This is a genomic window from Rhizobium sp. AN80A (assembly GCF_030053015.1).
GTDB classification, from domain to species: Bacteria; Pseudomonadota; Alphaproteobacteria; order Rhizobiales; family Rhizobiaceae; genus Rhizobium; species Rhizobium metallidurans.
The window spans coordinates 1,469,542-1,493,646 of sequence record NZ_JASJPX010000003.1 but is presented as its reverse complement, the minus strand read 5'-3'; the positions used below and the strand labels follow the sequence as shown (position 1 = coordinate 1,493,646).

Below are 24,105 nucleotides of genomic sequence, written 5' to 3'. Positions count from 1 at the left end.
AGCGATGAGCCTCGTCCAGGCGTCCAGCGACACTGTTGCGCCGAAAGCCGCGGACGAGACGACGGGACAGGAGCCGCAGCCCGCGCCTCCGCCCGTGGCGCTGATGCCGGGCTGGAAGAAGCCTTTCTATATGGCCGCCTCGGTTCTGCTGTTCGTCACGCAGGGCCTCGGCATGAACCTCGTGAATGCCAATATCTACCAGCTCCAGGGATCGTTTTCGGCAACGGCCGCCGAGGTCTCCTGGCTGTCGGCGGCCTATATGGCGCCCTATGCCAGCCTGTCGATCGCGCTCTTCAAGATCCGTACGCAATATGGCCTGAGGCGCTTCGCCGAGTTCAGCATCATCTGCTTCGTCCTTGCCGCGGTGCTGAACCTTCTGGTGACCGATCTGCGCTCGGCCATCGTGGTCAGGGCGCTGAGCGGCATAGCCGCCGCGCCGATCTCCACGCTCGGCTTTCTCTACATGCTGGAACTGTTTCCGCCGGAGCGCAAGTTGACGACAGGCATCAGCATGGCGCTGATGTGCACGCTCTTCGCCGCTCCGATCGCGCGCATCATCTCGCCGCCGCTGCTTGATCTCGGCGGCTACCACGCGCTCTACACGCTGGAGATGGGGCTGGCGCTGCTGGCCTTCGCCGTCATCTACACCATGCCTCTGACGGCGCCGCCGCGCGCGATCGTCATCCAGCGCATGGATATTCTGAGCTATCTCCTGCTTGCCGTCGGTTTCGGTTGTCTCGCGGTCGCTTTGACACTCGGACGGCTCTACTGGTGGTTCGAGGCGCCGTGGATCGGCGTTCTGCTTGCCGTCGCGGCCGCTTGCCTGGCGCTGGTGGTGGCCATCGAGCTGCCGCGCGAAAATCCGATGCTCGATATCCGCTGGGTGCTGTCGGGACCCAATCTCAGGATGGCGGGCGTCCTGCTGATGTTCCGCTTCGTCTCGTCCGAGCAATCGTCGACCGCTGCCAGCTTCTATCAGCAGCTTGGCCTCCTCAACGATCAGACGACGAAGCTCTACGCGGTCGTTCTGGTCGCTTCCGTCGTGGGTGGATTGTTCTGCGCGCTGTTGATGACGACGCGCTACGTCAATACCGCCCATCTCATATCGCTGGTGCTCATCGCGGCAGGCGCCTATCTCGACAGCCTGTCGACCAGCCTGACGCGGCCGGAGCAGATGTATCTCAGCCAAGCCTTGGTCTCCGCGGGCGCGGCGATGTTCCTGCCGCCGGTGATGGCGAGCGGCTTCAAGGCGGCGATGGCCCGTGGCATGCCCTTCATCGTCAATTTCCTGGCGATCTTCCTCTTCACCCAGAGCATCGGCTCGCTCTTCGGCTCGGCCATGCTCGGCACCTTCGTCACCATCCGCGAGAAATTTCATTCCAACGCGCTGGTCGAGCATATCCTGTTGCAGGATCCGCTGGTTGCCCAGCGCGTGTCGCAGCTGTCCTCGGGCTACGGCAAGGTCATCACCGACCAGACATTGCTCAACGCCGAGGGCATCGCATTGCTGTCCCAGCAGGTCTCGCGTGAGGCCTATACGCTTGCCTACAACGACACCTTTCTTGCTATTTGCATTGCATCTCTGCTCGGTCTCCTTGTCATGCTCGTCCATCAGGCATGGCTGCGCCTCTCCACGCGCCGGGGCGCCGAGCCGAGTGCCTCCACAGCCGTTCAATCCTGATCACGAGTTCACCGCATGTCGAAATTATTCCGGTCGCCCGCCAGTCTCATCGCCATTCTCGCCGGTATCGCGGGCGTCCTGCTCGTGCTTTACGCCTGGCGCCTACCGCCCTTCGTCACGTCGGTCGAAACGACCGATAACGCCTATATCAGGGGCTACGTGACGATCATGAGCCCGCAGGTGAACGGCTACATCGTCGACGTTCCCGTGAAGGACTACCAGCAGGTCAGGCAGGGCGATGTGCTGGCCAAGATCGATGACCGCATCTACACGCAGAAGCTCGCCCAGGCCCGCTCGGCGCTCGAGGGCCAGAAGGCGTCGCTCGAAAATTCCCGCCAGTCGGAACTGTCGGCGAAGGCGACCATCGCCTCCAGCCAGGCGCAGATCGATAGTGCCAACGCCTCGCTGAAGCGCGCGCAGCTCGCCTGGGATCGGATAAGTAACCTCAACGACAGGGGCATTGCCTCGGCCAGCGAATCCGAGCAGGCGCAGGCGACGCTCGAGGAGGCGAAGGCGGCGTTGAACCAGGCGCAGTCGGCGCTGGAAGTGTCGAAGCAAAATATGGCGACCATCATCGTCAATCGCTCCCTGCTGGAGGCCAATGTCGCAAGCGCCGAGGCGACGGTGAAACTCGCCGAGATCGACCTCCAGAACACGTCGATCGTGGCGCCGCGCGATGGCCATCTCGGCGAGATCGGCGTTCGCCTCGGCCAGTATGTGGCGGCGGGCACGCAATTGATGGCTGTGGTGCCGGAAGATGTCTGGGTTGTCGCCAATTTCAAGGAGACGCAGCTCGAGGGCATGCAGGTCGGTCAGCCCGTCTCGATCGTGGTCGATGCCTTGGGCCGCCAGCGGCTCACCGGCCGCATCGAGCGCTTTTCGCCTGCGGCCGGCTCCGAATTCGCTGTCATCAAGGCCGACAACGCCACCGGCAATTTCGTCAAGATCGCCCAGCGGGTGGGCGTCCGCATCAGCATCGATCCCGACCAGCCGGCGGCCAAGGGCTTGGGGCCGGGCCTGTCGGTCGTCGTCAGCGTCGACAAGAGCGCAGAGCCGGAGCGGAAGACGGCGGCCAATTAGTCTTCTGAACAGCGGACAGCAAAAAGCCGGGCGCGAGGCCCGGCTTTCGCATTCCGGAGATTGCTCTCCTGAACCTTATTCGTCTTCGGCGTTGCCGTCGGCTTCCGGATCGAAGAAGTCTTCCGGACGCAGAGCGTCTTCGTCCACGCCGTAGATGGCGTCGACCGACGTCAGGGTTTCGCCCTTGGCCTGGCGCTCGGCTTCGTCGGCCGAACGGGCAACGTTGAGCTCGATCTTGATCTCGACTTCGGCATGCAGCTGCAGTTCGACCTGGTGCAGACCGATCGTCTTGATCGGGGTGTTCAGGTGAACCTGGTTGCGGCCGATGTTGAAGCCTTCGGCGGCCAGGATTTCAACGACGTCGCGAGCAGCGACCGAGCCGTACATCTGGCCGGTTTCGCCAGCCGAACGAACGACGATGAAGGACTTGCCTTCGAGAGCGTCGGCAACGGTCTGTGCTTCCGACTTGCGCTCGAGGTTGCGGGCTTCGAGCGTCGCGCGCTCGGATTCGAAGCGCTTCTTGTTGGCGTCGTTGGCGCGCAGAGCCTTGCCGAGCGGCAGCAGGTAGTTACGGGCAAAGCCGTCCTTTACCTTGACCACTTCGCCCATCTGGCCGAGCTTGGAGATGCGTTCGAGAAGAATGACATCCATGTTAGAGTTCCTTTCGTGTTCCTAGAGTTTTGAATCTGTCTGTTTGGGGGCATCAGCATCCTTGTTCGGGGTGAGCGCGATGGCCTTGCGGGTATCGCTGAGCCCCAGAACGAGGATGAAAAGGGCTGGCAGCATCAACATGAGGGATGCCAGGTAGCAGAGAACGAGCGCCGGCAGGCGCCAATCCTTGCCGCGCGTGCGAAAATGCAGCGCGGCGAAACCGGAGAGAAGGAAGCCGGCACCGAACGTGCCGACGACGGTTGCTCCGACCATCGCCGGGATGCCGCCCAGAAAGGTAGCGGCAAGCCCGAGAAGGAAGATGAAGATCGTGTTGCGGTTCATCCTCAGCGAAGAGGGGATATCCTCGCGTGGACGCAGGCCGCCACCGGATGCCGCGACGATGCGGGTCGCGAGGTAATAGGCGGCAAACAGCATCATCACCCACATGCCGCCCTGGATGGCCGGGAGAAGCAGGAGGACGAGCGCCTTGGTCTGCGCGATCACGGTCGCATCCGGCGCGAAATCGGATTGCTGCTGCGCCACCGAGGCGAACAGCACGTCGACCAGACGGTTGATCAGTTCAGGGCCGTAGCCGATCATCACGCCAACGACGATGACGGCGAGCGTCACCAGTCCGCAGAGATGCAGCAGGATGTCCGACAACGGATACCACGCCATCAGGTGATCGGGGCCGCCGAGTTCGGAGGCCGGTCGCGCAAGGTTCGCAAGATGGCTGATCCAGCCCGCAGGCAGCAGCGTGACCAGCGTCATCATCACCGCGAAGGACGGCGAGATGGCGATCGCGCCAAGCACGGCAGCGGTGACGACGGCCGAGATCGCCGCCATATTGCCCCAGCCGAGGCCGACGAGAAGAATCGGAAGCGCGGAAGCGGCATAGAGAACGGCGCTGAACGACGACGGCTGCCGGCCCGCGGCAAACACCAGAAACGCGGCGACCAGTCCGGCAAGGGCTCCGACGCCCAGCATTTTTGCATTCGATGGTTTCATGGTCGCTGTCCTGCTTCATCAAGCAGTTAGAGGGCGCTTTCCGAATCGATTTCAGAATGCCTCAACATGGGTTTTAAGGATCCGATCCGCGCCCATCGCGAAAGGGAGAAGGGAAGGCATCACTGCCTTCCCTCGATTTGGTCTCGTCGGCCGATTAAGCGACGACGTACGGCAGCAGGCCGAGGAAACGGGCGCGCTTGATCGCCTGGGCGAGTTCGCGCTGCTTCTTCTGCGAAACAGCTGTGATACGGGAAGGAACGATCTTGCCGCGCTCGGAAATGTAGCGCTGCAGGAGACGAACGTCCTTGTAGTCGATGCGCGGAGCGTTTGCACCGGAGAACGGGCAAGTCTTGCGACGACGGTGGAACGGGCGGCGTACCGGTGCGGAGGAAGATTCAGACATTCTCAGTTCTCCTTATGCACGGTCTTCGCGCGGAGCGCGATCGGGACGCGGGCCACGCTGGAAGTCGCCATCACGACGCGGCGGACGATCGCCGAATTCGCGACGCGGGCCACGGTCGGCGCCATCACGCGGGCCGCGGTCGTCGCGGTCGCGCTTCTGCATCATGGCAGACGGGCCTTCTTCGTGAGCTTCGACAGCGATGGTCATGTAGCGAAGGACGTCTTCGCTGATGCGCATCTGACGTTCCATTTCCTGCACGGCGGCAGCCGGGGCGTCGATGTCGACGAGAACGTAGTGAGCCTTGCGGTTCTTCTTGATGCGGTAGGTCAGGGACTTGAGGCCCCAGTTTTCTACGCGCCCGACCTTACCGCCGTTAGCTTCGATAACACCCTTGTACTGTTCTACGAGGGCTTCGACCTGCTGAGCGGAAATATCCTGTCGGGCAAGGAATACATGTTCATAAAGAGCCATGACAGCTTTGCCTTTCTTGCGTTTATTCAACCCGATATTCGGCGGCTAAGCCTCAACGACTGCTCCTGATTGGGTGAACCCAGGCAAGAAAAGCGTTCCGAGACGGTCGAGAGCGGAGACACGGGAGGCTGGAACGCTTCCGTTCCGAACGATTTCCCGTGGGAAACCGGCCCTCCGTTCAGCCACCAGCCAGAAGACCGGGTTTTGCGAACAGGGCGGCTTATACGGATTTTTCACGGAAAGGCAAGCGTCCAATGGATGATCGCGGCATCGCCTGTCGATATGATCGAAAACGAAGACGGCCGCCAGTCAAGCTGGCGGCCGTCGTCAAACATCAATCGAAGCCGATATCAGATCGGCATCGGATATTCGCGATGCACCTTGTCGATCTCGGCGAGGATATCGCTCGATAGCTTGATGCCGGCCGCATCGATGTTGGTCGTCAGCTGCGCCATGGTCGTCGCGCCGATAATCGCCGATGTCATGAAGCGGCGCGTCAGGCAGAACGCGATGGCCATGGCGGAGGGGTCCAGGCCGTGGCGCCTGGCGATTTCGACGTAAGCCTTGGTCGGCGCTTCCTGCAGCGGCTGCAGGCGCCCGCCGATGTCGCCGTTGATCGAGCCACGCGAGCCACCGGGTACGCTGCCGCCGATGTACTTGCCGCTGAGGATGCCGCCTGCGAGCGGCGAATAGGCGAGCAGGCCCACATCCTCATGGTGAGACATTTCCGCCATGTCGAGATCGTAGTGGCGGTAAAGCAGGTTGTACTCGTTCTGGATGCTGACGACGCGCGGCAGGCCGAGCTGCTCGGCGATCGTCAGATACTTCTGCGTGCCCCAGGTCGTCTCGTTGGAAAGGCCGATCGTGCGCACCTTGCCTTCCTTCACCAGCTCGCCCAGCGTCTCCAGGATGTCGGTGATGTTGGCGAGCGCCTTGGCGCGGTCCTGCTTGAAGGGATCGTAGTGCCAGTTCTGGCGGAAGTGGAAATGACCGCGCACCGGCCAGTGGATCTGATAGAGATCGATATAGTCGGTCTTCAGCCGCTTCAGGCTGGCCTCGATGGCCAGTCGGATATTCTTGCCGTCGGCGCCTTCGCCGCCGCGAATATACGCGCGTCCGGGGCCGGCGACCTTGGTGGCGAGAACGATGTCCTTGCGCTTGCCGGTCTTTTCAAGCCACGTGCCGATGTAGTGTTCGGTGAGACCCTGCGTTTCGGGGGCGACGGGCGTGGTCGGGTAAAGCTCGGCGGTGTCGAAGAAGTTGACGCCCTTTTCGAACGCATAGTCCATCTGGCCGTGCGCTTCGGCTTCGGAGTTCTGCGAACCCCAGGTCATCGTGCCCAAGCAGATTTCGGACACCGAGATATCGGTGCGACCAAGTTTCTTGTGTTTCATTCGGGAGCCTTAATGGTGATCTTAAAGAAAGAGGTCTTTGAAGGACGGCGCGAATTTAGGCTGGAATTGAGCAAGCGCAAGAGCAAAACTACGGCTTTGTTGCAGTCGCGAAAGCCTTGGAACGCAGGCCTCCGGCACTTGACTCTCGGGGAAAGAATGTCAATTGGAGGCGAAATGACCGCGGGTCCATATAAAAAGGACATAGGATGACCATCGCTTTCACGTTCCCTGGCCAGGGCAGTCAGGCCGTCGGCATGGGCAAGGATCTTGCCGAGAATTTCGCCGAAGCGCGCGCCGTTTTTGCAGAGGTCGATGACGCTCTCGGCGAGAAGCTGTCCGAGACCATGTTCAACGGTCCAGAAGAGACGCTGACGCTGACGGCCAACGCGCAGCCGGCGCTGATGGCCGTATCGATGGCTGTCATCCGCGTGCTCGAAGCCAAGGGCGTCGATCTCAAGGCCAAGGTCTCCTACGTCGCCGGCCACTCGCTCGGCGAATATTCCGCCCTCTGCGCCGCCGGGATGTTCTCGATCGCCGATACCGCGCGCCTGTTGCGCATTCGCGGCAATGCCATGCAAGCTGCCGTCCCCGTCGGCGTCGGCGCCATGGCCGCCATCATCGGCCTCGAGCATGCCGACGTGATCGCCGTCTGCGAGGAAGCTTCGGCGCTCGGCGCCTGCCAGATCGCCAACGACAATGGCGGCGGCCAGATCGTCATTTCGGGTGAGAAGGCGCCGGTCGAAAAGGCGGCCGCCATCGCCACCGAAAAGGGCGCCAAGCGCGCGATCCTGCTGCCGGTCTCCGCCCCCTTCCATTCCACCCTGATGGCGCCGGCCGCCGATGCGATGCGCGAAGCGCTCGCAGGTGTCGCGAAGTCGAATCCGGTCGTGCCTGTGATCGCCAACGTGCGCGCCGCGCCCGTCACCGACGCTGACGAAATCGCCAGGCTGCTGGTCGAGCAGGTCACCGGCCAGGTTCGCTGGCGCGAAACGGTCGAGTGGTTCGCGGCCAACGGCGTGACCACGCTTTACGAACTCGGCGCCGGCAAGGTCCTGACCGGCCTTGCGCGCCGCATCGACAAGAACGTGACCGGCATCTCGGTCAACTCGCCGGCTGATATCGACGCGGCGGTTGCCGCTCTTCTGGCCTGATTGATTTAACGATTACAAGGAATACTTCCATGCTCGATCTCTCCGGCCGCAAGGCTCTGGTAACCGGTGCCTCTGGCGGCATCGGCGAGGAAATCGCCCGCATCCTGCACAAGCAGGGCGCCATCGTCGGCCTGCACGGCACCCGCGTCGAAAAGCTTGAGGCGCTGGCCAATGAGCTCGGCGACCGCGTCAAGATCTTCCCGGCGAACCTCGCCGATCGCGACGAAGTCAAGGCGCTCGGCGTCAAGGCCGAAGCCGAACTCGACGGCGTCGACATTCTGGTCAACAATGCCGGCATCACCAAGGACGGCCTCTTCGTTCGCATGTCGGACGAGGACTGGGACAGCGTCATCGAGGTCAACCTGACGTCGATGTTCCGCCTGACCCGCGAGCTGACGCATCCGATGATGCGCCGCCGCTATGGCCGCATCATCAACATCACCTCGATCGTCGGCGTCACGGGCAACCCGGGCCAGGCCAACTACTGCGCCTCCAAGGCTGGCATGATCGGCTTCACCAAGTCGCTGGCGCAGGAGATCGCGACCCGTAACGTGACGGTCAATTGCGTCGCGCCGGGCTTCATCGAAAGCGCGATGACGGGCAAGCTGAACGACAAGCAGAAGGATGCGATCATGGGCGCGATCCCGATGAAGCGCATGGGCACCGGCGCCGAAGTGGCATCCGCGGTTGCTTACCTGGCTTCGTCGGAAGCAGCCTACATGACGGGCCAGACTTTGCATGTAAATGGCGGCATGGCCATGATCTGAAACGGAAAACTGGCTCTCGGGCCGTTTTTCCCCGCAATAGCCTGTTCACCAACCCTATGGGGTTGATTTTCTGGCTTTGCGGCAGACATAAACCGTGTTAATCGGGCCTTGACTGTGAACAGTCTCCCGAGAAAGAAGACGGACCGGCGGGCTTTTCAAGCAAGCCTGGGACATCTCTGGTAGCCGGGTACAACGAGTTTGCCGAAGGTGGCTTTAGGGCGCCGCAGGCTGAAACAGGGTAGGGTGCCATAAAGGCACTCTGATCAGGATTATAAGGTCGAGGAAACCGACATGAGCGATATCGCAGAACGCGTAAAGAAAATTGTTATTGATCATCTTGGCGTCGACGCCGACAAGGTTGTCGAAGGCGCAAGCTTCATCGACGATCTGGGCGCTGACTCGCTCGACACCGTCGAACTGGTCATGGCGTTCGAAGAAGAATTCGGCGTTGAAATCCCTGACGACGCTGCGGACTCGATCCTGACGGTCGGCGACGCTGTCAAGTTTATCGAAAAGGCCCAGGCTTAATCCTGAGCATTTTAAAAAGGGCGGACCCGGAGTCCGCCCTTTTTATTTCTGGCATGGTCTCCATAGAATACAAAAGGCGGGGGAATGCAGTCGATGAGACGGGTGGTTATTACGGGCACCGGAATGGTGTCTCCCTTGGGATGCGGCACGGAAGTGACCTGGGCTCGCCTGCTGGCGGGTGAAAACGGCGCACGCCTCGTCACCGAGTTCGAAGTCGAAGACCTTCCGGCCAAGATCGCATGCCGCATTCCCGTTGGCGACGGCACCGGCGGCACCTTCAATCAGGATGATTGGATGGAGCCCAAGGAACAGCGCAAGGTCGATCCCTTCATCATCTATGGCATGGCCGCGGCCGACATGGCGCTCAACGATGCCAACTGGCATCCCGAGAGCGACGAAGACCAGATTGCAACCGGCGTCCTCATCGGCTCCGGCATTGGCGGCATCGAAGGCATCGTTGAAGCGGGCTACACGCTGCGCGACAAGGGCCCGCGCCGCATTTCTCCCTTCTTCATTCCCGGCCGTTTGATCAACCTCGTATCCGGCCAGGTCTCAATCCGTCACAAGCTGCGCGGGCCGAACCACTCCGTCGTCACCGCCTGCTCGACCGGCGCGCACGCCATCGGCGATGCTGCCCGTCTGATCGCCTTCGGTGATGCCGATGTCATGGTCGCCGGCGGCACCGAATCGCCCGTCAGCCGCATCTCGCTCGCCGGCTTCGCGGCCTGCAAGGCGCTGTCGACGCAGCACAACGACGACCCCACCAGGGCCTCGCGCCCCTACGACAAGGACCGTGACGGCTTCGTCATGGGCGAGGGCGCCGGCATCGTGGTTCTCGAAGAGCTCGAACACGCATTGGCACGCGGCGCGCGCATCTACGCCGAAGTGGTCGGCTACGGCCTTTCGGGCGACGCCTACCACATCACCGCTCCGTCCGAGGACGGCGAGGGCGCAGGCCGCTGCATGGCGGCGGCTCTGAAGCGTGCAGGCCTGACGCCCGCAGATATCGACTATATCAACGCGCATGGCACATCGACCATGGCCGACACGATCGAGCTCGGCGCCGTCGAGCGCCTGGTCGGCGACGCCGCATCGAAGATTTCCATGTCCTCGACCAAGTCCGCCACCGGCCACCTCCTGGGCGCCGCCGGCGCGATCGAGGCGATCTTCGCGACGCTGTCGATCCGCGACAACGTGGTGCCGCCGACGCTCAATCTCGACAACCCCGAGCGCGAGACGAAGATCGATCTCGTTCCGCACATGGCGCGTCAACGGGAAGTGAACGTGGCGCTGTCGAATTCCTTCGGATTTGGCGGTACAAACGCATCGCTGGTGTTGCGTCGCTACGTCGCCTGAGACTAACCGTCGACGTCCGCAACGGGCAGGGCAGTCCAATCAGATGGCTGCCCACCCGCATTTCGCCGCATTGCTTCGCAAGAAGCAGCTTTTGGGGCTAAATTTAGAGGATTGCCGGTGAGCGATACGAACCAGAGCAACGACACGACCGGCCAGCAGGGCCAGCAGTCGCAGAGTGGCCCGATCATTCCGAAGTCGCCTACCGAAGCGCTGCGCCCAGAGCGCGTGCCGGAGCCGCCGAAGCGCTCCAAGAAGGCCAGAAGCCAGGTTGTCATCTTCCTGAACTTCCTGATGACGATCGCCGTGCTTGGCTGCGCGGTCGCCGTCGTCGTCTTCTATTACGCGATTTCCGCCTACCAGAACCCCGGTCCGCTGGAGGCCAACACCAACTTCGTCGTGCGCAATGGCGCCGGCATTACCGAGATCGCGTTCAATCTCGAGCGCAACAACATCATCTCCGACGGCCGCGTCTTCCGCTACCTCACGGCAACGCACCTGAACGACGGCGAGAGCCTCAAGGCCGGCGAATACGAGATCAAGGCTCGTGCTTCGATGAGCGAGATCATGGAATTGCTGAAATCCGGCAAGTCCATTCTCTATTCGATTTCGTTCCCGGAAGGCCTCAGCGTCCGTCAGATGTTCAACCGCATGAACGAGGATCCGGTGCTGGAAGGCGATCTGCCCGCCGTGCTTCCCGCCGAGGGCAGCCTGCGGCCCGACACCTACAAGTTCTCGCGCGGCACCAAGCGCTCCGAGATCGTTGAGCAGATGGCCGCTGCCCAGCAGAAGCTGGTGGACCAGATCTGGGACAAGCGCGATCAATCGCTGCCGCTCAAGTCGAAGGACGAGATGGTTGTGCTCGCATCCATCGTGGAGAAGGAAACGGGCGTTCCCGACGAGCGTGGCCGCGTTGCCTCGGTATTCTTCAACCGGATAGCAAAGGGCATGCGCCTGCAGTCGGACCCGACGATCATCTATGGGTTGTTCGGCGGTGATGGAAAACCGTCCGATAGGCCGATCTATCAGTCGGACCTCAGGAAGGAAACGCCTTACAACACCTATGTGATCAGGGGCCTGCCGCCGACGCCGATCGCCAATCCCGGCCGCGATGCGCTTGAGGCCGTCGCCAATCCGTGGAAGACGCAGGACCTCTATTTCGTCGCCGATGGAACGGGTGGCCATGTCTTCGCGACGACGCTTGAAGATCATAATGCGAACGTCAAGCGCTGGCGCAAGCTGGAGGCAGACAAGGGCGCAGATCCCAATATCGCGGTCGATGGGCAGCCCGATGCGGCAACGCCCGCCGATGCGCCGGCGGCTCCCGCCGCGGCCCCGAAAAAGAAAAGAAACTAACCGATATCGGAGGCTTCCATGGCTTTGCAGTCCATGACGGGTTTTGCGCGGCGCGAAGGCACGACCGATCGCTGGCGCTGGGCATGGGAACTGCGCTCGGTAAACGGCAAGGGGCTTGATGTGCGCCTGCGCCTGCCTCCGGGCCTCGAGCGGCTGGAAAACGACGTCAAGCGGCTTGCCGGCGAGCAGTTCAGTCGTGGCAACATGCAGGTGTCGCTTTCCGTCTCATCGCCCGAAAGCCGCGTCGAGACCGTTCTCAATCAGGAAGCGCTCGCGGCCGTTCTGTCGCTGCGCGATCAGTTGGCTGATATCATCGATCCGGCGCCGCTGAAGCTCGATACGCTTCTTGGCATCCGCGGCATCGTCGATTTTCGCGAGACCGAGGATAGCCCGGAAGCGATTGCCGCGCGCGATGCCGAGATCATGAATGGCCTGTCGTTGGCACTGACCGACCTCAGGCATATGCGCGAGCAGGAGGGAGCGGCCCTGTCCCGCGTGCTTCTCGACCAGGTGGCGATCATCGAGCGCCTGACGCTGGTCGTTGAAAGCGATCCGTCGCGCTCGCCACGCGAGATCGCGGCAAGGCTCGCGGCCCAGGTCGCGATGTTGATGGATGCATCCGGCAAGTTCGATCAGGACAGGCTTCATGCCGAGGCAGCGATCCTGGCGACCAAGGCCGATTTGCGCGAGGAGATCGACCGCCTGAAGGCGCATGTGGCCGCCGCGCGCGATCTGCTCGCCAAGGGCGGCCCGATCGGCCGCAAGCTCGATTTCCTTGCACAGGAATTTAACCGGGAATCGAATACGATATGCTCGAAGTCCAATACCGCGGCCGTGACAGCGGCCGGTATTGAGTTAAAAGTGGTCATCGACCAGTTTCGCGAGCAAGTTCAGAATTTGGAGTGAACCATGAGCCCGACCCCGTCGAGCACGCCCACCAAGATCGCCCGGCGCGGGCTGATGCTCGTCCTGTCTTCGCCGTCAGGTGCGGGAAAGTCGACCATTGCCGGCAATCTGCTGAGGGACGACCATAGCCTTGAGATCTCCGTGAGTGTGACGACGAGGGCCAAGCGCCCGAGCGAGATCGCGGGCAAACATTATCATTTCATCAGCGTCCCGCAGTTCGAGAGAATGCGCGATGCGGGTGATCTGCTCGAATGGGCCGAAGTTCATGGTAATTTCTACGGCACGCCACGCGAGCCCGTCGAGGCCGCCATGGCAGCCGGTCGTGACATGCTGTTCGACATCGACTGGCAGGGCGCGCTGCAACTGCAGGAAAAGATGAAGGCCGATATCGTGTCGATCTTCGTTTTGCCGCCGACGATGACCGAGTTGCAGTCTCGTCTCCACCGTCGTGCCGAGGATTCCGAAGACGTCATTCGGACGCGGCTTCTCAACTCTCGTGCCGAGATCGAACGCTGGCGTGAGTATGACTACGTGATCGTCAACGACGACCTCGACGAGGCATTTCGCAACGTCAGTTGCATCGTCAATGCCGAGCGCGTGCGCCGCGACCGACGGCATGGCCTGTTCGATTTCGTCAACGGTCTGCTGACGGAAGAGCCGAGTTTGTAACATCGCAACGGCGAATAGCCTGCGGCGCCATCGCAAGCCGTTTGGCTTCGCCGATCCGGTGAAATTGATTTTGCTGGGGCGATGATGTCGGTAAGCGGGTTCTACAGGCTGTTTGCCAGCCGGCAGAACTCCTCGACGGACAGCGTCTCTGCGCGTCTCTGGGGATCGATCCCCGCCTTCTCCAGGAGCTTTTCCCCGCCGATCGGCTTCAGGCTCTGGCGCAGCATCTTGCGGCGCTGGCCGAACGCCGCTTGGGTGACTTTCTCGAGATTGGCGACGGAGCAGGGAATAGGATTCTCGTTCGGCGTCAGATGAACGACCGTCGAGGTGACTTTTGGCGGCGGCGTGAAGGCCTGCGGCGGAATATCGAAGGCCATGTGCGCGTTCGTACGCCAGCCACACAGGACACCGAGCCGCCCGTAGTGATCGTCCTCCTCATCGGCGACGATACGTAGCCCGACTTCCTTCTGGAACATCAGCGTCAGCGATTGCCAGAACGGCGGCCACTGCCGGGGAAGCAACCAGTTCACCAGAAGCTGGGTCCCGACATTGTAGGGGAGGTTGGCGATGATCTTCACCGGTCCCTCGGGCGCGAGCGCTTCGAAATCGCTCGTCAACGCGTCGCCTTCGATCACCTCGAGCCTGCCGGGATAGTGCGCCGACACTTCAGCCAGCGCCGGCAGGCAACGAGGATCACGCTCGATGGCGATGACCTTTTTGGCGCCGAGCGCGAGGATCGCCCGGGTCAAGCCGCCGGGGCCGGGCCCGACTTCGAACACCGTCACGTCTTCGAGCGAGCCGGCGGTACGCGCCACCTTCTGCGTGAGATTGAGGTCGAGGATGAAGTTCTGGCCGAGCGCCTTGCGCGCGTCGAGACCATGCCGCCTGATCACGTCGCCAAGCGGCGGCAATCCGTCGAGAGCGGCCATCAGGGGTTGCTCTTGCCGACGCGAACGAGATGTCCGGCGAGCTTCAGCGCGGCGACCAGACTGCTTTCGCGCGCCAGCCCCTTGCCGGCGATGCCGAAGGCGGTGCCGTGGTCGGGGGACGTGCGGATGAATGGCAGGCCCAGCGTCACGTTCACGGCATCGTCGAAGCCGAGCGCCTTGGCCGGGATCAAGGCCTGATCATGATACATGCAGACAGCCACGTCGTAGCGCGCGCGCGCTTCATCATGGAACATGGTGTCGGCGGGCAGGGGGCCGATCGCATCGATGCCTTCGGCGCGAAGGAACTGGATCGCCGGATGGATGATGTCGGCGTCTTCCTTGCCGATGGCGCCGTCTTCGCCTGCATGCGGGTTAAGGCCCGCGACCGCGAGGCGCGGATTGGCTATGCCGAAGCGCTGGACGAGATCGGCATGCGCGATCCGGCACGTCTCCACGATCAGCTCAGCCGTCAGCGCCTGCGGCACATCCTTGATCGGGATGTGGATGGTGACCGGTATCGCCCGGAGCTTCGGTCCGGCGAGCATCATGACCGGCATCACCGGCTTTCCGGTTGCGCGGCTCGCGAGCTCGGCCAGAAACTCGGTATGACCGGGAAAACGGAAACCGCTTTCGTAAAGCACGGATTTGGCGATCGGGTTGGTGACCACGCCGAGCGCTTCGCCGCTTATGGTGAGCGACACAGCCTGTTCGATCGCGGCGATCGTCCCTCTGGCCGTCGCGACATGGGCTTCGCCGGCATTGACTTCGACACCTGTCGGAATCGGCAGGACGGGCAGGGCGTCGGCAAAGACGTCGACGGCGCCGGCGCAATCGGTTTCGCGGATCGCAACCGTCAGGTCCAGCATCCGTGCGCGGGTGACAAGCACATCGGGATCCCCGATGAAGACGAACGGCGGCAGGCCAAGCTCGCGGCGGCGGAGCCAGGCCATCAGCGTGACGTCAGGGCCGATCCCGGCGGGATCGCCCTGGCTCAGGGCAAGCGGGCGCGAAAAGGCGAGCGTCATTGGCATCAGCGGCGAACGATCTGCGCCTTCTTGCGCAGCTCATCGAGATACTTGGTGGAATTGGCGTTTTCCGGCGGCGCGTTCTTGCCCTTGGCCTTGTTGAGATCCTCTTCGCGGAAGACCATCTCGGCCGCTTGGTCATCGGAGACCTGGCGCTGGCTGCAGATCGCGAGATATTCGACGCCCTTGTCGGTAACGCGCGTCGCCGTGGTGTTGCCCTTGGCCTGTTCGACGAGCGGCTTCCACTCCGCAGGCAGTTCCGGCGCGAGCAGGCGGCCGAGGTCGCGCACGGATACGTCACGCATCGTGGCGGCGAAAACCTTGGCCTGTTCGCAACCCGGATACTTCGAGCGCGAGGCTTCGGCTTCGCTCTTGCGCTTTCCTACGATGCCCTTCTTGCTGGCCGGAACGACGAAGATCATCTGCTGCAGAATATACTCGGTGGTTTCCGGCTTCTGCTTGTTGTTTTCCATCATGCGGGCAACGAGGTCGGCGTTCGACATCCGGTTGCTGTTGCCGTAGCGGGCGTTCACGAGGCGCGGCCAGCTCATCTGCACGGCGATGAACGCCTTGAAGTGGTCGACGCCAACGCCGGCCTGGCTGAGAATCTGCGTCATCTGCGCCGGCGTCAGTTTGTTGCCGCTGGCGAAGCGCGCGAAGGACGCATCGACGTCGTCCTTGGACACCGACATGCGAACGCGCGCGATTTCCTGCTGCTTCAGGGTCTGCTCGATCAGCTGATCTTCGGCGGCCTTGGCATCGGCCTTCTGGCGTTGCAGACGCAGGAAAGCCTGGCGCTTGGCGACGTCACCGCTGGTGAGTGCGGTACCGTTGACGACCACCCGCACTTCGCTTGCTGCATAGGCCATGTTGGCCTCAGGCAACGCCAAGCCCGCGACGGCGGCGAACGCCAAGCCTGCGATCATCGTTCTTACGGTGTTCTTCGCGCCAATCATCTGTCGACCCTTCCCATTGACGCCGCGCTTTCGCGTTGCGGCGCGCCTATCTTACCGAGATAACGTCAGCGTTGCCGCCTTCGAGACGCAGCAGCATATGCCGCATATATCCAATGGCCACAATGTCCTGCACAGCGTTGCGGCGAAAGAAAGGCCCCTTTCTCTCGCCGCGCTGCAAAATCGATCAGTTGTTGTAGATGTTTCCGTAGCCCAGTTCGCTGGCGTCACCGAGATTGATGTCGCCAAGGGTGCGGAATGTCAGTCTCGCGCCGATCGTCCAGTCGCTCGCCGACTGATCGCTGGTGTCGCGCTTGTCGGAGTAGGCGATCGTGAAGATCGTGCACTCGTCTTCATATGTCAGGCCGATGGTCTGGCGCGTGAACGTGTTGTTGTTCAGATCGTAGGCGATACCGCCGAAGATCGACCAGTAATCCTTGAACTTGACCGTCGCGCGCGTCTGGATTTCGTCGTTATCCGAGATCGAAGCCATATTCCGGCTGCGCGGAGACGTGCGTGTAGAGAAGCTGGCTCTGGAACGTGTCGGTCTGGAAACCGGCCGTCAGGTCGCCGCGGCGAAGTTCGAAGGTCTTCTCGTCAAGGCGATACGAAGCGGCGAAGGCGAAGCCCTGAGGCGTCTCGATGCCGCCGAGGCCGACATAGTCGGACCGCGTGGTTTCGAGGCCTGAATCGGCACCGACATTGACGAGGTCGTCGGTGGTGAACGAATTCTGGCCGCCCAGCTGGTAGGACTGGCCGAAGATGCCGTGCAGCTTGTAGCCGTTGTCGAAGGTGCCGGTATACTGGATGCCGACATTGGCGCGCGTGCCGCCCTCGATACGGTCGTAGCCGGAGAACTTGTCGCGTTCGAACAGGTTGGTCGCGTCGAAGACGAAGCTCTGCGCGTCTTCGTTCGGAAGCCTGCCGGCCAGCGATTCGTCCGGACGTGCATAGATCTGCATGATCGGCTCGAACACGTGCGTGCTGTTTTCGGTGGTGGCCAGGATCGGATAGCGCATTTCCAGGCCTGCCGTCACCATGCCGCGCGTCGCGGCATCGCTCGTGTCGTAGTTGCCGGCATAACCGGCGGGATCGTCCATGTTCAGCGCCAGCGCATCGCCGCGCGCCGACAACAGCGGCGTGATCAGAACGCCTGCCGGCGTTACGAAGGTGCGCTTCCACGTCAGTTCGCCCGTCAGGCGCGATGTCTGGCCTTCGAGGCCACGGAAGCGATCGAAGCCGGCGACGTCGTAGAAATCGTCCTTGCCGCGCGAGATATTGGTGAAGTTCACATCGGCCGAGAGCTCGCCGCCGGCAAGCGGCTGCGGTGCGATGTAGCGATAGTCCACCACCGGATAGACGATCGCCTGTTGCTTTTCGGCGGTGCTCGAAGGATCGGCGTCCTGCACGTCGAAATAGAAGGAACGCATGTCGAAGTAGTTCCGCTTCCCGAGGCCGGTCAAATAGACCTGGTTGGTGCGGGTCGAATCGTTGAGGCCCTTGAGATTATAGGTGCGCGCGAAATTGTTGTCGCTCTGCACCATCACATCCCAGCCGAAGGTCCAGCGGGGATTGATCTGGAATGCACCCTTAGACGCCACGAGGCCACGCGCGTCGTTCTCGGCGTCGCTAGTACCTGCAGTGAACTGGCTGGAATTCATCTGGTTGATCCCGGCCACGCGCAGCGTATGCGTGCCGTTCTCGAAACGCTGCCGGAATTCGGCATCCGCCAGGAAGCCCTGCGTCGTGTAGCCCGTACCCGTAACCGTCGCGTCCATGCTGGGCGAGATCACGTAGTAGTAGGGGACGGACAGGCCGAATCCGAGATTCTGCGCGGTGCTGAAGCTCGGGAACAGGAAGCCCGACTTGCGCTTCACGGTATTGTCGGGAACGACGAGCCACGGAACATAGGCGATCGGATAGCCAAGAATCTCCATGCGCGCGCGTTCGAGGCGAGATCGTGCGCTTCTCGCCGTTTTGGATTACGCGTTCCGCCTTCACCTGCCAGAACGGTGGTCGCTCGGGATTTTGCGAGCAGGGCAGACAGGCGGTGTAGACGCCCTTGTTCAGAATCATCTCGTTGCCACCGACCCGCTGGCCGGTTTCAGCCACGATGCGGGTGTTGTCGGGGGTCTCGATTCGCAGCGAATTGATGAAACCGTCCGCGAAGTCGTCCGTGACGTCGAGCTTGTCGGAATACATGCGCGTGCCATCGGGGCTGACGAGCTCGACATTGCCGAGCGCCATCATCCGGCCGGTCTTCTGATTGTACTCGACTCGCTGCGAGACCATCTTGTAGCCGGCGTAATTGATCTGCACGCCGCCGACTGCCGAAACGACCTCTGCGTCTTTGTTATAGACAAGCTCATTGGCCGAAAGAAGCATCTTGGCTTCCTTCGAGACATCGGGCTTCATGTTTTGCAAAGCGTCTTGCGCGATGGCAACGGGGATGTTGCCGGTATAGCCGCACAGGGCTACGCCTGCGAACAGGGCAACCAACTGCTTACGAACACTTTTGCGGTTGCCTGCCGCCACTAGCCATCCTCCTGATGAAGCAGAATTGTTGCACCCAAAGCCAAGGCGACGATGACCGGAATCCACGTCGCCACGAAAGGCGGGACAACCCCACTGCTTCCGAATGCTTTCACAAGCACGGTGACCACATAAAGCACGAAGCCCGCCAGGATGCCACCCAGAATCACGGACCTCGATTGGTTGAACCGGCTAAATTTTAGGGACACTGTTGCAGCGATGAGAGTCATCGCCACGAGCAACAGTGGTTGAGACAACAAAGAGTGAAATTGTGTCTCCAGAGCCTTGGTCGGAATCCCGAAGGATTTAGCGATTTCGATTCGGCTCGAAAGATCGAAAAATGCAATGGTTTCAGGGGCGGTAAGCCGCTGTTCGACGAAATCCCGTTTCAAACTGGTACGGACTTGTACCTCTTCCTTACGTTCCGCGATTTCGCCCGGGCGACGCTCGGTAACGTTCTTAAGAAGCCAGTAACCATCTTCCAATTTTGCGGTCGCCGCGTCCTGCCTGAGGATGATGCGATTGCTCGAATCGAAGTGAACGAACACCGCGTCGACGAGCAGCGTTCCACCCTCGACAACGCTGCGCGCGCCGATGATGGCATCGTCCTGATTGCTGATCTGGCGGATCCACGGAACCTGGGGCGCGCCCCTCGATGCACCGTTGTCGCCGCGCCAGTTGCTCTCCACGCTTGCCGCCTGCCGCTGTCCCCAGGCCGCCAGCGGATTGAGAATCGTCATGACGCCGATGCCGAGCAGGAACGCGCCGGCGATGAAGGGCGACATGAACTGCCAGACCGAGATGCCGGCGGCGCGTGTCACGACGAGCTCGTATTTGCGGTTGAGGCCGATCAGCACGGTCATGCCGACGAAGAGCGCGATGAAGGGGACAGTCTGCTGCAGGATGAGCGGCAGGCGCACGGCCGTCATCAGCAATCCGCCGGTTACCGTATAGCCCGGAAGACCCGACATGCGGCTCGCGGTCTCGCTGAAATCGACCAGGTAGACGATGCCGACGACACCGAGAAAGAACCACATCGCGGTCGTTGCGTAGCGGCGGAAGAAGTAGCGCCCGAGCGTACCGAAAATCATGCGCCACCTCCCGACGAGCGGGGCAAGCGCTGCTGCAGCTTGCGCCAGAAAATAGCGACCCAGTTGCCGATGATGCCCAGCAGCGAGATCTCGCTTGTGCAGCACCAGCGAAACGATCGCCATCGCGCTGATCCCTAGCGGCAGCGCGTAGAGGATGCCGATGAAAATCGGCTTCGATTCTGATCTGGTTGGCGGCATAGAAGGTCGCCCATCGGACCGCGAAAGCGATGACGAGCGCCGACACCATCGGGTGCAGCCGCGCCTCGCGATGCGACCGCGCGTCACCGGCGATCGCAAGCGAGATCAACGCGAACACCATTGGCAGCATCCAGTCGGTCAGTCGCCTGTGCAGCTCGGCGCGATAGCTATCGGGCTTGGCGATGTAGTCCTTGTCCGTCGGATCGGGATTGAGCAGGAATGGCAGTTCACGGTCCGATGCGCGAAGCGTGGACTGGCCGCGATTCTGCGTCAGGTCGGAAAGGTCGAACGAATAGGCGGCGAAACGGATGATCGACACATCCCCCGTCGGCGTTTTCCGGTGCACTTCGCCGTCACGCATGATCAGCGACGTGCCCTTCTCGTCGACCGCGCCTTCGCGGGCGTAGTAGATCAGCTGGAACGCCGGGTCGCGCTCGTCCACTACGAACAGGCCCTTGAGAACGCGTCCGGCCAGGCGTTCGGAAATCTGCACATAGAGGCCGGAATCGATCTGGCGGAAGTTCTTCTCTTCGATGACGGTCGACAGCAGATCGGCGTAAGCCGCTGCGATCATTTGCCTTGCGCCGGTCTTTGCCTTCGGCTCGACCACGTTGTCAACGAGAAAGGAGAAGGCGCTGATGACGGCCGCGAGAATGATGATCGGGCGCCAGATGATGCCGCGGCGCGCGCCGGCGGCATCGATAACGGCAAGCTCCGATCGTTGTTCATCGTGGTCAGCGTCTGCGTGATGCCGATAACAAGCGCGAAGGGCAGAACGACGGGAATGATCGAGGGCAGGATGAGCGTGGCGAGCTTGGCGAAGGAGCCGACCGACTGGCCGCTATCCGTCACCAGATTGATGCGCTGCAGGACCTGCGTCGTCCAGATAATCGCGAGCACAGGCAAAAGGGCGACGAGAAACATCTGGCCCACGCGCCGCAATATATATGTTTCAAGCAGTTTCATGCACGCCCTTGAACGCTCTTCGCGAATTCTTGCCGCCACGCAGCGAAATCCATCTACGCTCTTTGATTGGCTTTTGCGACAAGCTAGGGTCGAAAATTCATTCAATTTTCAGTTTTTTTCCCGCTGTGGCGAATCGGTCAGCGCCAGGATGCCGGCAAAAACAACGAAGGATGACAACCATCCGAGGACGACATCCGACAGATAGTGCGCCCCGAAGGCGACACGCAATGCCGGCGCCAACAACGAAATCGCCGCCAGCGGCAGGAAGAGCGCGCGTCGCGACGCGCGCGGCATGATGAAGACAAGGCAGAGCAACCAGCCGGCGCCGGCGGCTTCGCCCGAAACGAACGAACAGTTGGACAGGCATTTGCCGGTCGTCGATCCGGCGGAAACGAAGTCGAGCGCGCCGCCGAAATCGATCGTGGAAAAGGGGCGAGGGCGCCCCCAGTACGTTTTCAGGATGAAGTTGACGAGAATGATCGGGCCGACGATCAGTGCGCCAATAGCGATCTTCAGGTCGCGGGCGCGATCGGCGTCGAAGGTGGCGCCGAATTGGCCGTAACACTCGACGAGTTTCCACAACAGCACGAACGCCGCCAGATAGGGAAGGCGCAGAAAGATGGTGCGCAGGATTTGCAGGCCGAACTCCTCGCGATAGGGGAAATACCCGCAAACCTTGAGAAGCGATGCGCCGGCATCGCAGGCCGCGCTGGTGAAGAAATACGTTGAGACGCCCTGATCGATACCGGGAAACAGATTGAAGATGGCAAGAAGCACGAACCAGGCGACGAGCAGGAACTTGAATATGTCCGTCGCGCCGTAACGCGTTTCGCGCATGGCAATCGGACTGAAAGTCTTCAATATCGAGTTCAAGACCGATCCCCGTCGTGTCGATCTGCCGGGATCAATAGTCGTCTTGCATGACGCCTTGTTGACGCAACGCCCGCGATCCCGGTCGCGTTGGCCGCGACGGAGACTTGTTTTCGACAGTGAAAACCTGAATGATCGGGGCAGAGGATTTATAGCGATCCCACTGGAGAAGACATGTCAGCCAAATTCGATATTTCGTTTGAAAAATCTGCCGAAATTGCCGGTGGATACGCCATTCTGTTGCAGGCCAAGGGCGCGGATTTCGCCGCTGGCGCGAGCGTCGCCGACCCGTCGGGCGTGGTGGCGAAGGCCGCCAGGATCGCCGGGTTCTCGGCAAAGCTTGCCGGCGCGCTCGATATCGTGGCACCCGAGGGATCGAAGGCCGAGCGTCTCTTTGTGATCGGCCTCGGCAAGGCGGACAACCTCGTGTCCTTCGACTGGCTGAAGGCCGGCGGCGCCGCCGCCTCGAAGATCAAAAACACGACGGATGTGACTGTTTTCGTGGATGCGCCGGGCGTGGACGTCAACGCCGCGCAGGCCGCCGATTTCGCGCTCGGCATGATGTTGCGCGCCTATGGTTTCGACACCTACAAGACGAAGAAGTCGGAAGACGACAACAACGCCAAGGACGGCAACGGACCGGTCAAGGTGCGCATCGTCACGGCGAAGGCCACGGAAGCGGCGAAGGCCTTCGCGGTCTCGCAGGCGGTCGCCGATGGCGTCAATCTCGCACGCGATCTCGTCAACGAACCGGCCAACGTACTAGGCCCGGTTGAATTCGCCGCCAAGGTCAAGGAACTCGAAAAGCTCGGCGTCGAGGTCGAGATCCTGACGGAAAAGGAAATGAGCAAGCTCGGCATGGGTGCGCTTCTTGGTGTCGCGCAGGGCTCCGTGCGGTCGCCGCGCCTGGCGGTCATGCAGTGGAAGGGCGGCAAGAACGGCGATGCGCCGCTCGCCTTCATCGGCAAGGGCGTGGTCTTCGATACCGGCGGCATCTCCATCAAGCCGGCCGGAGGCATGGAAGACATGAAGGGCGACATGGGCGGGGCCGCCGCGGTCACCGGCCTCATGCACGTGCTGGCGGCCCGCAAGGCCAAGGCGAATGTCGTCGGCATCATCGGCCTGGTCGAGAACATGCCCGATGGCAACGCGCAGCGTCCGGGAGATATCGTCACCTCCATGTCCGGCCAGACGATCGAGGTCATCAACACCGATGCCGAAGGCCGCCTCGTTCTCTGCGATGCCGTCTGGTATTGCAACGACCGTTTCAAGCCACGGTTCATGATCGATCTCGCGACGCTGACAGGCGCGATCCTGGTGGCGCTCGGCAACATCCAGGCCGGCCTGTTTTCCAACGACGACACGCTGTCCGAGCAGCTGGCGATCGCCGGAACCGAAACCCACGAGCGTCTCTGGCGCATGCCGATGGGCAAGGAATACGACAAGATGATCGACAGCAAGTTCGCTGATATGAAGAACACCGGCGGCCGCCACGCCGGCTCGATCACCGCCGCCCACTTCATCGGCCGCTTCGTCGGCGACACGCCCTGGGCGCATATCGATATCGCCGGCACCGCCATCGGCTCGCCGCTCGACGAGATCAACCAATCCTGGGGTTCCGGCTACGGCGTGCGGCTGCTCGATCAGCTGGTGCGGGCCAACTACGAATCATGACCGAGGTCCTGTTCTACCATCTGACCGAATCCAAGCTGGAGGACGCGCTTCCGCCTTTGCTCGACAAAAGCGTCGAGCGCGGCTGGCGCGTCGCGGTTCAGATGAAGGAAACGGCTCACAGGGATGCGCTCGATGCGCATCTCTGGACCTTTCGCGAGGACAGCTTCCTGCCGCACGGCACGGATGAGGGGGAACTGGCCGGCAACCAGCCGGTCCTCCTGACCATCACCGACGACAACATCAACGGCGCGACCGTCCGCTTCATCGTCGCCGGCGCCGAGCCGCCGCCGCTCGATCCATATGAGCGGGTCGTCTTCATGTTCGATGGCTACGATCAGGAACAGCTCGATGGCGCGCGGGCCCAGTGGAAGAAGCTGAAAGGCGAGGGGCACAGCCTCACATATTGGCAGCAGACGCCGGAAGGTCGCTGGGAAAAGAAGGCATAGGCC

The 24,105-nt window shown here is 61.8% G+C and carries 21 protein-coding genes and 2 pseudogenes; 11 read left to right on the top strand and 12 right to left on the bottom strand.

Features of this window, described 5'->3' with window-relative positions:
• The first annotated feature begins 4 nt into the window (after window positions 1–4).
• Window positions 5–1,681 carry an MFS transporter gene (locus tag P3R82_RS18975; protein ID WP_283194896.1) on the top strand — a complete coding sequence of 559 codons (1,677 nt, stop codon included), beginning with the start codon at window positions 5–7 and terminating at the stop codon, window positions 1,679–1,681.
• Between the two features lie 15 nt (window positions 1,682–1,696).
• On the top strand, window positions 1,697–2,761 hold the full coding sequence (locus tag P3R82_RS18970) for an HlyD family secretion protein (RefSeq protein WP_183899538.1): 1,065 nt from the start codon (window positions 1,697–1,699) through the stop codon (window positions 2,759–2,761).
• 75 nt (window positions 2,762–2,836) lie between these two features.
• Here P3R82_RS18970 and rplI read toward each other — a convergent pair whose 3' ends face one another.
• The 5 genes from rplI to P3R82_RS18945 all read right to left on the bottom strand — a co-directional run bounded on the left by rplI (window position 2,837) and on the right by P3R82_RS18945 (window position 6,688).
• Window positions 2,837–3,412: a 50S ribosomal protein L9 gene (gene rplI / locus P3R82_RS18965; RefSeq protein WP_018898761.1), complete on the bottom strand. Its 576-nt coding sequence runs from the start codon at window positions 3,410–3,412 to the stop codon at window positions 2,837–2,839.
• A gap of 21 nt (window positions 3,413–3,433) precedes the next feature.
• Complete coding sequence (locus P3R82_RS18960) at window positions 3,434–4,420, bottom strand: DUF2232 domain-containing protein (protein ID WP_283194895.1); 987 nt, start codon at window positions 4,418–4,420, stop codon at window positions 3,434–3,436.
• A gap of 154 nt (window positions 4,421–4,574) precedes the next feature.
• Entirely contained in the window at window positions 4,575–4,823 is a 249-nt protein-coding gene (rpsR, locus tag P3R82_RS18955) for a 30S ribosomal protein S18 (RefSeq protein ID WP_007531286.1), read from the bottom strand.
• 12 nt (window positions 4,824–4,835) lie between these two features.
• A complete protein-coding gene (gene rpsF / locus P3R82_RS18950; RefSeq protein ID WP_037180256.1) occupies window positions 4,836–5,294 on the bottom strand; it encodes a 30S ribosomal protein S6 in 459 nt (152 codons plus the stop codon).
• A 350-nt stretch (window positions 5,295–5,644) separates the two neighbouring features.
• Window positions 5,645–6,688 (bottom strand): aldo/keto reductase, encoded by a 1,044-nt coding sequence (locus tag P3R82_RS18945; RefSeq protein ID WP_283194894.1) that lies wholly within the window; start codon window positions 6,686–6,688, stop codon window positions 5,645–5,647.
• A gap of 206 nt (window positions 6,689–6,894) precedes the next feature.
• On the opposite strand from P3R82_RS18945, the gene fabD reads away from it, so the two are divergent.
• The 7 genes from fabD to gmk all read left to right on the top strand — a co-directional run bounded on the left by fabD (window position 6,895) and on the right by gmk (window position 13,418).
• A complete protein-coding gene (gene fabD / locus P3R82_RS18940; protein ID WP_283194893.1) occupies window positions 6,895–7,839 on the top strand; it encodes an ACP S-malonyltransferase in 945 nt (314 codons plus the stop codon).
• A gap of 29 nt (window positions 7,840–7,868) precedes the next feature.
• On the top strand, window positions 7,869–8,606 hold the full coding sequence (gene fabG, locus P3R82_RS18935) for a 3-oxoacyl-[acyl-carrier-protein] reductase (protein ID WP_018898755.1): 738 nt from the start codon (window positions 7,869–7,871) through the stop codon (window positions 8,604–8,606).
• Between the two features lie 291 nt (window positions 8,607–8,897).
• On the top strand, window positions 8,898–9,134 hold the full coding sequence (locus P3R82_RS18930) for an acyl carrier protein (protein ID WP_003502080.1): 237 nt from the start codon (window positions 8,898–8,900) through the stop codon (window positions 9,132–9,134).
• Between the two features lie 93 nt (window positions 9,135–9,227).
• Window positions 9,228–10,490, top strand: coding sequence for a beta-ketoacyl-ACP synthase II (fabF, locus tag P3R82_RS18925; RefSeq protein ID WP_283194892.1), 1,263 nt, complete (start codon window positions 9,228–9,230; stop codon window positions 10,488–10,490).
• A 117-nt stretch (window positions 10,491–10,607) separates the two neighbouring features.
• Window positions 10,608–11,843, top strand: a complete 1,236-nt coding sequence (gene mltG, locus P3R82_RS18920) for an endolytic transglycosylase MltG (RefSeq protein WP_283194891.1) — start codon at window positions 10,608–10,610, stop codon at window positions 11,841–11,843.
• Window positions 11,844–11,861: 18 nt separating this feature from the next.
• Window positions 11,862–12,749, top strand: coding sequence for a YicC/YloC family endoribonuclease (locus P3R82_RS18915; RefSeq protein WP_283194890.1), 888 nt, complete (start codon window positions 11,862–11,864; stop codon window positions 12,747–12,749).
• A 3-nt stretch (window positions 12,750–12,752) separates the two neighbouring features.
• Window positions 12,753–13,418, top strand: a complete 666-nt coding sequence (gmk, locus tag P3R82_RS18910; protein ID WP_183899546.1) for a guanylate kinase — start codon at window positions 12,753–12,755, stop codon at window positions 13,416–13,418.
• A 101-nt stretch (window positions 13,419–13,519) separates the two neighbouring features.
• Here the strand turns inward: gmk and rsmA are convergent, their stop codons facing one another.
• The 7 genes and pseudogenes from rsmA to P3R82_RS18875 all read right to left on the bottom strand — a co-directional run bounded on the left by rsmA (window position 13,520) and on the right by P3R82_RS18875 (window position 21,949).
• On the bottom strand, window positions 13,520–14,347 hold the full coding sequence (gene rsmA, locus P3R82_RS18905) for a 16S rRNA (adenine(1518)-N(6)/adenine(1519)-N(6))-dimethyltransferase RsmA (RefSeq protein WP_283194889.1): 828 nt from the start codon (window positions 14,345–14,347) through the stop codon (window positions 13,520–13,522).
• On the bottom strand, window positions 14,347–15,372 hold the full coding sequence (pdxA, locus tag P3R82_RS18900) for a 4-hydroxythreonine-4-phosphate dehydrogenase PdxA (RefSeq protein ID WP_283194888.1): 1,026 nt from the start codon (window positions 15,370–15,372) through the stop codon (window positions 14,347–14,349). Before pdxA ends, rsmA begins: the two co-directional genes overlap by 1 nt.
• A 5-nt stretch (window positions 15,373–15,377) precedes the next feature.
• Entirely contained in the window at window positions 15,378–16,328 is a 951-nt protein-coding gene (locus P3R82_RS18895; RefSeq protein WP_183899549.1) for a peptidylprolyl isomerase, read from the bottom strand.
• Window positions 16,329–16,512: 184 nt separating this feature from the next.
• A pseudogene (locus P3R82_RS18890) lies at window positions 16,513–18,860 on the bottom strand (LPS-assembly protein LptD).
• Window positions 18,860–19,948, bottom strand: coding sequence for an LPS export ABC transporter permease LptG (lptG, locus tag P3R82_RS18885; protein ID WP_283194887.1), 1,089 nt, complete (start codon window positions 19,946–19,948; stop codon window positions 18,860–18,862). The pseudogene P3R82_RS18890 and the gene lptG overlap by 1 nt, the downstream one beginning before the upstream one ends.
• Window positions 19,945–21,112: pseudogene (locus tag P3R82_RS18880) on the bottom strand (LptF/LptG family permease). The gene lptG and the pseudogene P3R82_RS18880 overlap by 4 nt, the downstream one beginning before the upstream one ends.
• A gap of 108 nt (window positions 21,113–21,220) precedes the next feature.
• Window positions 21,221–21,949 carry a phosphatase PAP2 family protein gene (locus P3R82_RS18875; RefSeq protein WP_283196377.1) on the bottom strand — a complete coding sequence of 243 codons (729 nt, stop codon included), beginning with the start codon at window positions 21,947–21,949 and terminating at the stop codon, window positions 21,221–21,223.
• Window positions 21,950–22,156: 207 nt separating this feature from the next.
• On the opposite strand from P3R82_RS18875, the gene P3R82_RS18870 reads away from it, so the two are divergent.
• Together P3R82_RS18870 and P3R82_RS18865 are read left to right on the top strand one after the other, a co-directional pair.
• Complete coding sequence (locus tag P3R82_RS18870) at window positions 22,157–23,656, top strand: leucyl aminopeptidase (protein WP_283194886.1); 1,500 nt, start codon at window positions 22,157–22,159, stop codon at window positions 23,654–23,656.
• Window positions 23,653–24,102 carry a DNA polymerase III subunit chi gene (locus P3R82_RS18865; RefSeq protein ID WP_283194885.1) on the top strand — a complete coding sequence of 150 codons (450 nt, stop codon included), beginning with the start codon at window positions 23,653–23,655 and terminating at the stop codon, window positions 24,100–24,102. Before P3R82_RS18870 ends, P3R82_RS18865 begins: the two co-directional genes overlap by 4 nt.
• Window positions 24,103–24,105 lie beyond the last annotated feature (3 nt).

Excerpts from the sequence above, each read along its gene's own strand:
- P3R82_RS18975 (WP_283194896.1), top strand. The coding sequence starts at position 5 with ATGAGCCTCGTCCAGGCGTCCAGCGACACTGTTGCGCCGAAAGCCGCG.
- P3R82_RS18970 (WP_183899538.1), top strand. The coding sequence starts at position 1,697 with ATGTCGAAATTATTCCGGTCGCCCGCCAGTCTCATCGCCATTCTCGCC.
- rplI (WP_018898761.1), bottom strand. The coding sequence starts at position 3,412 with ATGGATGTCATTCTTCTCGAACGCATCTCCAAGCTCGGCCAGATGGGC.
- P3R82_RS18960 (WP_283194895.1), bottom strand. The coding sequence starts at position 4,420 with ATGAAACCATCGAATGCAAAAATGCTGGGCGTCGGAGCCCTTGCCGGA.
- rpsR (WP_007531286.1), bottom strand. The coding sequence starts at position 4,823 with ATGTCTGAATCTTCCTCCGCACCGGTACGCCGCCCGTTCCACCGTCGT.
- rpsF (WP_037180256.1), bottom strand. The coding sequence starts at position 5,294 with ATGGCTCTTTATGAACATGTATTCCTTGCCCGACAGGATATTTCCGCT.
- P3R82_RS18945 (WP_283194894.1), bottom strand. The coding sequence starts at position 6,688 with ATGAAACACAAGAAACTTGGTCGCACCGATATCTCGGTGTCCGAAATC.
- fabD (WP_283194893.1), top strand. The coding sequence starts at position 6,895 with ATGACCATCGCTTTCACGTTCCCTGGCCAGGGCAGTCAGGCCGTCGGC.
- fabG (WP_018898755.1), top strand. The coding sequence starts at position 7,869 with ATGCTCGATCTCTCCGGCCGCAAGGCTCTGGTAACCGGTGCCTCTGGC.
- P3R82_RS18930 (WP_003502080.1), top strand. The coding sequence starts at position 8,898 with ATGAGCGATATCGCAGAACGCGTAAAGAAAATTGTTATTGATCATCTT.
- fabF (WP_283194892.1), top strand. The coding sequence starts at position 9,228 with ATGAGACGGGTGGTTATTACGGGCACCGGAATGGTGTCTCCCTTGGGA.
- P3R82_RS18915 (WP_283194890.1), top strand. The coding sequence starts at position 11,862 with ATGGCTTTGCAGTCCATGACGGGTTTTGCGCGGCGCGAAGGCACGACC.
- gmk (WP_183899546.1), top strand. The coding sequence starts at position 12,753 with ATGAGCCCGACCCCGTCGAGCACGCCCACCAAGATCGCCCGGCGCGGG.
- rsmA (WP_283194889.1), bottom strand. The coding sequence starts at position 14,347 with ATGGCCGCTCTCGACGGATTGCCGCCGCTTGGCGACGTGATCAGGCGG.
- pdxA (WP_283194888.1), bottom strand. The coding sequence starts at position 15,372 with ATGACGCTCGCCTTTTCGCGCCCGCTTGCCCTGAGCCAGGGCGATCCC.
- P3R82_RS18895 (WP_183899549.1), bottom strand. The coding sequence starts at position 16,328 with ATGATTGGCGCGAAGAACACCGTAAGAACGATGATCGCAGGCTTGGCG.
- lptG (WP_283194887.1), bottom strand. The coding sequence starts at position 19,948 with ATGATTTTCGGTACGCTCGGGCGCTACTTCTTCCGCCGCTACGCAACG.
- P3R82_RS18875 (WP_283196377.1), bottom strand. The coding sequence starts at position 21,949 with ATGCGCGAAACGCGTTACGGCGCGACGGACATATTCAAGTTCCTGCTC.
- P3R82_RS18870 (WP_283194886.1), top strand. The coding sequence starts at position 22,157 with ATGTCAGCCAAATTCGATATTTCGTTTGAAAAATCTGCCGAAATTGCC.
- P3R82_RS18865 (WP_283194885.1), top strand. The coding sequence starts at position 23,653 with ATGACCGAGGTCCTGTTCTACCATCTGACCGAATCCAAGCTGGAGGAC.